Source organism: Streptomyces sp. NPDC104202 (genome assembly GCF_055584185.1).
In genome coordinates, this window is the sequence record NZ_JBVJMN010000007.1 from 174,562 (window position 1) to 182,320 (window position 7,759).

The 7,759-nt window shown below is 71.9% G+C and carries 8 protein-coding genes; 3 read left to right on the forward strand and 5 right to left on the reverse strand.

The window, feature by feature from the left end; all coding sequences use genetic code 11:
* Window positions 1-94 precede the first annotated feature (94 nt).
* Window positions 95-1,765: a fumarate hydratase gene (locus ACZ60W_RS07595; protein ID WP_469754438.1), complete on the reverse strand. Its 1,671-nt coding sequence runs from the start codon at window positions 1,763-1,765 to the stop codon at window positions 95-97.
* A gap of 186 nt (window positions 1,766-1,951) precedes the next feature.
* Here ACZ60W_RS07595 and ACZ60W_RS07600 point away from each other — a divergent pair, with 186 nt between their 5' ends.
* Together ACZ60W_RS07600 and ACZ60W_RS07605 are read left to right on the forward strand one after the other, a co-directional pair.
* The gene (locus ACZ60W_RS07600) at window positions 1,952-2,671 is read left to right on the forward strand and encodes a DUF1707 SHOCT-like domain-containing protein (protein WP_469754439.1); all 720 of its coding nucleotides are present in this window, start codon (window positions 1,952-1,954) and stop codon (window positions 2,669-2,671) included.
* A 208-nt stretch (window positions 2,672-2,879) separates the two neighbouring features.
* Complete coding sequence (locus ACZ60W_RS07605) at window positions 2,880-3,254, forward strand: WhiB family transcriptional regulator (RefSeq protein ID WP_469754440.1); 375 nt, start codon at window positions 2,880-2,882, stop codon at window positions 3,252-3,254.
* A gap of 182 nt (window positions 3,255-3,436) precedes the next feature.
* Here ACZ60W_RS07605 and glpX read toward each other — a convergent pair whose 3' ends face one another.
* Window positions 3,437-4,471 carry a class II fructose-bisphosphatase gene (glpX, locus tag ACZ60W_RS07610; protein ID WP_367822607.1) on the reverse strand — a complete coding sequence of 345 codons (1,035 nt, stop codon included), beginning with the start codon at window positions 4,469-4,471 and terminating at the stop codon, window positions 3,437-3,439.
* 125 nt (window positions 4,472-4,596) lie between these two features.
* Here glpX and ACZ60W_RS07615 point away from each other — a divergent pair, with 125 nt between their 5' ends.
* Window positions 4,597-5,121 (forward strand): DUF4245 domain-containing protein, encoded by a 525-nt coding sequence (locus ACZ60W_RS07615; RefSeq protein WP_469754441.1) that lies wholly within the window; start codon window positions 4,597-4,599, stop codon window positions 5,119-5,121.
* Window positions 5,122-5,227: 106 nt separating this feature from the next.
* Here ACZ60W_RS07615 and ACZ60W_RS07620 read toward each other — a convergent pair whose 3' ends face one another.
* The 3 genes from ACZ60W_RS07620 to xseA form a co-directional block, all read right to left on the reverse strand.
* A complete protein-coding gene (locus ACZ60W_RS07620) occupies window positions 5,228-5,818 on the reverse strand; it encodes a malonic semialdehyde reductase (protein ID WP_469754442.1) in 591 nt (196 codons plus the stop codon).
* Window positions 5,819-6,013: 195 nt separating this feature from the next.
* Window positions 6,014-6,268, reverse strand: coding sequence for an exodeoxyribonuclease VII small subunit (locus ACZ60W_RS07625; RefSeq protein WP_469754449.1), 255 nt, complete (start codon window positions 6,266-6,268; stop codon window positions 6,014-6,016).
* Between the two features lie 100 nt (window positions 6,269-6,368).
* Window positions 6,369-7,589: an exodeoxyribonuclease VII large subunit gene (xseA, locus tag ACZ60W_RS07630; protein ID WP_469754443.1), complete on the reverse strand. Its 1,221-nt coding sequence runs from the start codon at window positions 7,587-7,589 to the stop codon at window positions 6,369-6,371.
* Window positions 7,590-7,759: the final 170 nt, after the last annotated feature.

Here is a 7,759-nt window from a genome sequence, read left to right on the forward strand (position 1 = left end):
ACACCGGGACCCGGCGACGGGGGAGCCGGACGGCCGGGAACGGCGGCGCCCCCCGGCCCGGAAGGACCGAGGGGCGCCGCGGGGCCGGAAGGGGTCAGCCCAGACCCGGACCGCGCACCGGGATGTGCGTGAACGTCGGCTCCGGAGCCGGGTTCTGGAAGAAGTCGTTGCCCTTGTCGTCCACGACGATGAACGCCGGGAAGTCCTCGACCTCGATCTTCCAGACCGCCTCCATGCCGAGCTCCTCGTACTCGACGACCTCGACCTTCTTGATGCAGTCCTGCGCCAGACGCGCCGCCGGGCCGCCGATCGAGCCGAGGTAGAAGCCGCCGTGCGCGCCGCACGCGGCCGTGACCTGACCGGAGCGGTTGCCCTTGGCCAGCATGACCTTCGAGCCGCCCGCGGCCTGGAACTGCTCCACGTAGGAGTCCATGCGGCCGGCCGTCGTCGGGCCGAAGGAGCCGGACGCGTAGCCCTCGGGGGTCTTCGCGGGGCCCGCGTAGTAGACCGGGTGGTCCTTCAGGTACTGCGGCATCTCCTCGCCCGCGTCCAGCCGCTCCTTGATCTTGGCGTGCGCGATGTCGCGCGCCACGACGAGCGGGCCGTTGAGCGAGAGCCGGGTCTTGACCGGGTACCTGGTCAGCTCGGCGAGGATGTCGTCCATCGGCTGGTTCAGGTCGATGGTGACGACGTCGGCCTCCTCCGACAGGTGCTCGTCGGTGGTCTCCGGCAGGAAGCGCGCCGGGTCGGTCTCCAGCTGCTCCAGGAAGACGCCCTCGGCGGTGATCTTCGCGACGGCCTGGCGGTCGGCCGAGCAGGACACGGCGATCGCCACGGGCAGCGAGGCGCCGTGGCGGGGGAGCCGGACGACCCGGACGTCGTGGCAGAAGTACTTGCCGCCGAACTGCGCGCCGATGCCGATCCTCTGCGTCAGCTCGAAGACCTTCTCCTCCAGCTCCTTGTCGCGGAAGCCGTGGCCGGTCTCGGCGGAGCCCTCGGACGGCAGCTCGTCCAGGTAGTGCGCGGAGGCGTACTTCGCGGTCTTCAGCGCGAACTCGGCGGAGGTGCCGCCGACGACGATCGCCAGGTGGTACGGCGGGCAGGCGGCCGTGCCGAGCGAACGGATCTTCTCCTCCAGGAACTTCATCATGCTCGCCTCGTTGAGGACGGCCTTCGTCTCCTGGTAGAGGAAGGACTTGTTGGCCGAGCCGCCGCCCTTGGCCATGAAGAGGAACTTGTACGCGCCGCCGTCGGTCGCGTACAGCTCGATCTGCGCGGGCAGGTTCGAGCCGGTGTTCTTCTCCTCCCACATGGTGACCGGAGCCATCTGCGAGTACCGCAGGTTCAGCTTCGTGTACGCGTCGTAGATGCCCTTCGACAGGGCCTCCTCGTCGCGGCCGGACGTCAGCACGTTCTGCCCGCGCTTGCCCATCACGATCGCGGTGCCCGTGTCCTGGCACATCGGCAGGACGCCCGCGGCGGCGATGTTCGCGTTCTTGAGCAGGTCGAGCGCGACGAACTTGTCGTTCGACGACGCCTCGGGGTCGTCGATGATCCGCCGCAGCTGCGCCAGGTGGGCCGGCCGCAGGAAGTGCTGGATGTCGTGGATCGCCTCGGCGGCCAGCTGCCGCAGCGCCTCGGGCTCCACCTTGAGGAACGTACGGCCGTCGGCCTCGAAGGTGGAGACACCTTCGGAGGTCACCAGGCGATAGGGCGTGGTGTCCTCTCCCAGCGGGAGCAGATCGGAGTACGCAAACTCTGGCATGACGGCGGCCATTCCTCACTCGGCAGACAGCAGCGCCCCCTCCGTTGGCGGCGCGCACTCCAGCGTAGAGCGCGGGCACGGCGCGGATCCTGTGAGGTAAGGCTCACTTGCCGTCCGCGCCCTTTCGTCCACCGCCCCGGCCCCGCCCCCTGGTCGCGATCTATCGCGTTTCGCTAGGCTGGCTCCGTGGACCTCGAAAAGCAGCCCGAACCCGAGAAGCAGCCGCAGCCGCAGCGGTCGGCCGCCCCCGCCGAGACCGCTCCCCAGGAGACCGCGTTCGCCGACCCGCAGGGGGCGTTGCGGGCCTCGGACGCGGACCGGGACCGGATCGCGGACATCCTCAGGGACGCCCTGGCCGAGGGGCGGCTCGACCCCGAGGAGCACTCGGACCGGATCGACGCGGTCTACCGGGCCAAGACGGTCGGCGAGCTGGAGCCGATCGTGCGCGACCTGCCGTCGGCCCGCACCCGCCAGGAGGCGGAGCCCGCGTACACCTGGGCGGCCGACGACTCCGACGGCCCGGCCGACAACCTCGTCGCGATCTTCTCCAGCACCACCCGCAAGGGCCGCTGGCGGGTCAGCCGGCGGACCAACGCCTTCGCGCTCTTCGGGAACATCGAGGTCGACCTGACCGAGGCGATCTTCGCCCAGCGCCTCACCACGATCAACGCCACCTCGATCTTCGGCAACGTCGAGGTGCGGGTCCCGGAGAACATCAGCCTGCGCGGCAGCGGCAGCGGGATCTTCGGCAATTTCGAGGTCGTCACCCTGGAGGGCGTCGACCCGCAGGCCCCGGTCGTCGTCATCAACGGCTACTCGGTCTTCGGCAACGTCGAGGCCCGCCCCAAGCGCGGCAAGTGGATCACCGACCTCCAGGACAAGCTGCGCAAACACCTGGGTCACTGACCCCGGCCGGCCGGGGCGGGCCGCCCGCGCGGGCGGACGGCGGGTCCCCGGCCGGGCGCTGAGCGCGCTCCCCGGCGGGCGGTGACCGGAATCCGCCCACGGGTCTCCGCAGTGCGGAACGGCGCGGCACGCAGTGCATAGGCGCGCGCACAGCGGGTAGGGCTGCTGCATCGCCGCTCGCTCGCGAAGCCGTCGTCAGGAGTAGACCGTGCTGCACTTGCCGCATCAGCCCCTCCAGGTCGCCGCCGTCCCCCCTCAGCGCACCACGCCGACGCGGGAGGACGAGGCAGGCCCTTGGCACGCGGAGGCGGTGTGCCGACGGGACGAAGCGGGACTGTTCTTCGCCCCGTCCAAGGAGCCGACCGCCGCGCGGCTGGCCCGCGAGGAGGCGGCCAAGCGGGTCTGCGCGCGCTGTCCGGTGATGGTCGAGTGCCGCGAGCACGCGCTGGTCCAGCCCGAGCCGTACGGGGTGTGGGGCGGGCTCACGGCCGCCGAGCGCCGCGTCGTGCTGGCCCGGCGCCGGCGGCGCGAGGTGGAGCTGCGGAAGGCCGCCGCGACCGAGCGGATCGCCCAGGCGGGCTGACGGGAACCGCGGACGCGCCGCCGCGGGCCCGTACGGGAAGGGGCGCCCCCACCGCACATGGGGGCGCCCCTCTTCGTCGCCGTCGCCGCCGCGCGGCCGGCGTGCCACCCGTCGCGCCTCACGGCACCGCGGGCACCGCGCCGCGCGTCGGGCCCGGCGTCACCTCGCGCGGACGCCGTGCGTCACTTCGCGCGGTCGAAGTCGATCTTGCTGTACGCGCGCAGCTTCGACAGCCGGTGCGTGGAGTCGATCTGGCGGATCGTGCCGGACTTCGAGCGCATGACCAGCGACTGCGTGGTCGCCGTCTCGGCGCGGTAGCGGACCCCGCGCAGCAGCTCGCCGTCGGTGATGCCGGTCGCGACGAAGAAGACGTTGTCGCCGCGGACCAGGTCGTCGGTGGAGAGCACCCGGTCCAGGTCGTGGCCCGCGTCCAGCGCCTTCTGGCGCTCCGCGTCGTCCTTCGGCCACAGCTTGCCCTGGATCACACCGCCGAGGCACTTGATCGCGCAGGCGGAGATGATGCCCTCGGGGGTGCCGCCGATGCCCATGAGCATGTCGACGCCGGTGCCCTCGCGGACCGCCATGATCGAACCGGCGACGTCGCCGTCCGAGATGAACTTGATCCGGGCGCCGGTCTCGCGGATCTCCTTGACGATGCCCTCGTGGCGGGGCCGGTCCAGGATGACGACGGTGATGTCCTCGGGCGAGGAGTTCTTCGCCTTGGCTACCCGGCGGATGTTGACCGAGACGGGGGCGTTGATGTCGACGAAGTCGGCGGCCTCGGGGCCGGTGACCAGCTTGTCCATGTAGAAGACCGCGGACGGGTCGAACATGGCGCCACGGTCGGCGGCGGCCAGGACGGCGATCGCGTTCGGCATGCCCTTGGCGTTGAGCGTGGTGCCGTCGATCGGGTCGACGGCGATGTCGACCTCGGCGCCGGTGCCGTCGCCGACCCGCTCGCCGTTGAAGAGCATGGGGGCCTCGTCCTTCTCCCCCTCGCCGATGACGACGACGCCGTCCATCGAGACGGTGGAGATCAGGGTCCGCATGGCGTTGACCGCGGCGCCGTCCGCGCCGATCTTGTCGCCGCGGCCGACCCAGCGGCCGGCGGCCATGGCGGCGGCCTCGGTGACCCGGACCAGCTCAAGGGCCAGGTTGCGGTCGGGGGCCTCGGGGGAGACCACAAGCTCGGGCGGCAGGTGATGCTGCTCGGTCATCGGGACGCACCTTTCTGTACGGCGACGGCCGGAAATAAGAGGGTGCTGCGACTCTATCGGTACGTCGACAAAATGAGCAGAGGGGCCCACGTATGAGCACGAGACCGTGATGCGACCATGGGGGCGTGGCAGGTATGCGAGGCAGGCAGACGGTACGCGGGATGTTCCAGTCCCTCGGGGTGATCTTGGTCGCCGCGGGTGTGATGTATCTCTTCATTCCGCACGACGAGGAAGTCGCACCGGTCCAGGCGAAGGACTACCGGGTGGAACTCCTCACGGCCCAGCGGGCGGCACCGTATCCGGTGCTGGCCCCCGAGGGCCTCGGCGACGGGTGGAAGGCGACGGTGGTCTCGTACAAGCGCGAGAACGCCAACGCCTGGCAGCTCGGTTTCCTCTCCCCGGACACCCAGTACGTGGCGGTCCACCAGTCGACGGCGGCGGCGAACACGTACGTGCCCGACGTCACCCAGCGGGCGAAGGACACCGGGCGGACCGAGACGGTGGCGGGCCAGGTCTGGCAGCGCTGGGAGGGCCCCAAGTACGACGCGCTCGTCCGCACCGAGGGCGGCGCGACCACGGTGGTCACCGGCACCGCCTCCTTCGAGCGGCTGGCCGAGATGGCGGGCGCGCTCCGCTCGAACAAGGTCTGATCCCGCACGGCGCCCGACCGGGAAGGGACCGGTCCGGCGCGGTCCGATCCGCGCGGAAGGCCCCGCACTCGTCGAGTGCGGGGCCTTCGGCCTGTCGGAGCGGGGCTCAGACGGTGGTGATGACCTCGTCGTAGGACAGGCGCGGGGAGCGCGGGAACCAGGCGTCCTCGCCCGGCTTGCCGATGTTCACGACCATCAGCGGGGTGTGGTCGTCGTCCAGGAACTCCTTCTGGACGCCGGCGAAGTCCAGGCCGGTCATCGGGCCGGCGGCCAGGCCGGCGGCGCGGACGCCGACGATGAAGTACGCGGCCTGGAGGGCGGCGTTCAGGGTGGCCGAGCCCTCGCGGACCGGACGCTCGGCGAAGAACATGTCCTTGGCCTGCGGGAAGTGCGGGAGCAGCGCCGGGAGCTCCTCGTGGAACTCGTTGTCGGCGGAGAGGATCGCGACCAGCGGGGCGGTGGCGGTCTTGGCCTGGTTGCCCTCGGCCATGTGCTTCACCAGGCGCTCGCGGGCCTCGGGGGAGCGGACCAGCGTGATGCGCAGCGGGGACTGGTTGAAGGCGGTCGGGCCGAACTTCACCAGGTCGTAGATCGCCTGGACCTGCTCGTCGGTCACCGGCTCGTCGGTGAACGTGTTGGCGGTGCGGGCCTCGCGGAAGAGGAGGTCCTGGGCGGCGGGGTCAAGGGCGAGAGACATGCTGCGTACCTTCCGGACTGCAAAGGGGGTTCGCTCGTTCAACGTTCAAGCGATGTCTCGACAGTACGCCCATGATTGGTGAAAGTTCAACTAATCCATCCGGATAGTGATCCGGTTCACTGCGCCGAGTCTACGCCAGGACCGCCGCCCGGCGGGGGCACCCGCGGAATTCGCCCGTGAAGACCGCCTCCCCGGCTACGCGTCCGCCTCGTCCCCGTCCCCGTCCTCCGCCGCCTCGGCCGCGCGCTCCGCCGCCAGCGACGCGTCCAGCCGGGCCCGCGCCCCCTCCAGACGGCGCCGGCACACCTTCGCCAGCTCCTCCCCGCGCTCCCAGAGCGCGAGGGACTCCTCCAGGGTCGTTCCGCCCGCCTCCAGGCGACGGACGACCTCGATCAGCTCGTCCCGCGCCTGCTCGTACCCGAGCGCCGCCTCATCCGTACCGGCCGCCATCTGCTCCACCCTCCGTCGTTCCCGTCTCTTGTCCGTCCGTGCCGCCGCACGGTCCTCGGCCCGGTGGGCCCGTCCCGGCGCGTGCCCCGCGCCGCCCCGCTCAGGCCGGGTCGCCGGCCACGCGGCGCACCGCGAACTCGCCCTCCGCGACCCGGGCCCGCAGCTCCTCGCCGTCCGCGACCTCCTCGGGGGAGCGGACCACCCCTCCGTCGGCCCGCTGCAGCACCGCGTACCCGCGCTCCATCGTCGCCGCCGGCGACAGCGCCCTCACCCGGGCCCGGGTGTGCGACAGCTCGGAGTCCGCCCGGTCCAGGAGGTGCCCGAGCACCCGCCGGCTGCGCGCCAGCAGCGCCGCGACCTCGTCCTCGCGGACCTCGACCATGCGCTGCGGATGCTCCATGACGGGCCGCGCGAGCGCCTGCGCCAGACCGCGCTCCTCCCGGTCCAGGAGCCCCCGCACCGTCCGCAGGGCGCGGTCCCGCAGCCCGCGCACCCGGTCCAGCTCCTCGCCGACGTCCGGTACGACCTTCTTGGCCGCGTCCGTCGGCGTCGAGGCGCGCAGGTCGGCCACCAGGTCCAGCAGCGGCGAGTCCGGCTCGTGGCCGATCGCGGAGACCACCGGAGTACGGCAGTCGGCCACCGCGCGGACCAGCCGCTCGTCCGAGAACGGCAGCAGGTCCTCGACGCTGCCGCCGCCCCGCGCCACGATGATCACGTCCACGTCCGCGTGCCCGTCCAGCTCCTTCACGGCCTGGATGACCTGCGGGACCGCCTTCACGCCCTGCACCGCCACGTTCCGCACCTCGAAGCTGACCGCGGGCCAGCGCCGGCGCGCGTTCTCCAGGACGTCCCGCTCCGCCGCCGAGGCCCGCCCGCAGACCAGACCCACCCGGTGCGGCAGGAACGGCAGCGGCTTCTTCCGGTCGAGTGCGAACAGCCCCTCGGACGCCAGGCTCCGCTTCAGCTGCTCCAGCCGCGCGAGCAGCTCGCCGATCCCGACCGGCTTGATCTCCACGGCCCGCAGCGACAGCTGCCCCCGTGGCGCGTACCACTCCGGCTTGGCGTGCAGGACGACCCGGGCGCCCTCCGACACGACGTCCGCCACCGCGTCGAAGACCTTGCGGTAGCAGGTGACGCCGATCGAGATGTCGTGCGACGGATCGCGCAGCGTCAGGAAGACCACCCCGGCGCCGGGCCGCCGCGACAGCTGCGTGATCTGCCCCTCGACCCAGATCGCCCCGAGCCGGTCGATCCACCCCCCGATCAGCCGCGAGACCTCACCGACGGGAAGCGGTGCTTCGGCGGACGTAGTCAGACCCATGGACCGAGCGTAACCGCGCGGTACGACAACGTCAGGACCGCGCCGACGAACGGGGGCACACGGGCGGGGCCCCCGCGCGCGCGGCCGCGGGGGGGGGGGGGGGGGGGGGGGGGGGAGGGGGGGAAGGAAAACAAACCGAACCCCCCAAACACAATACCCGTAGCCGCGCC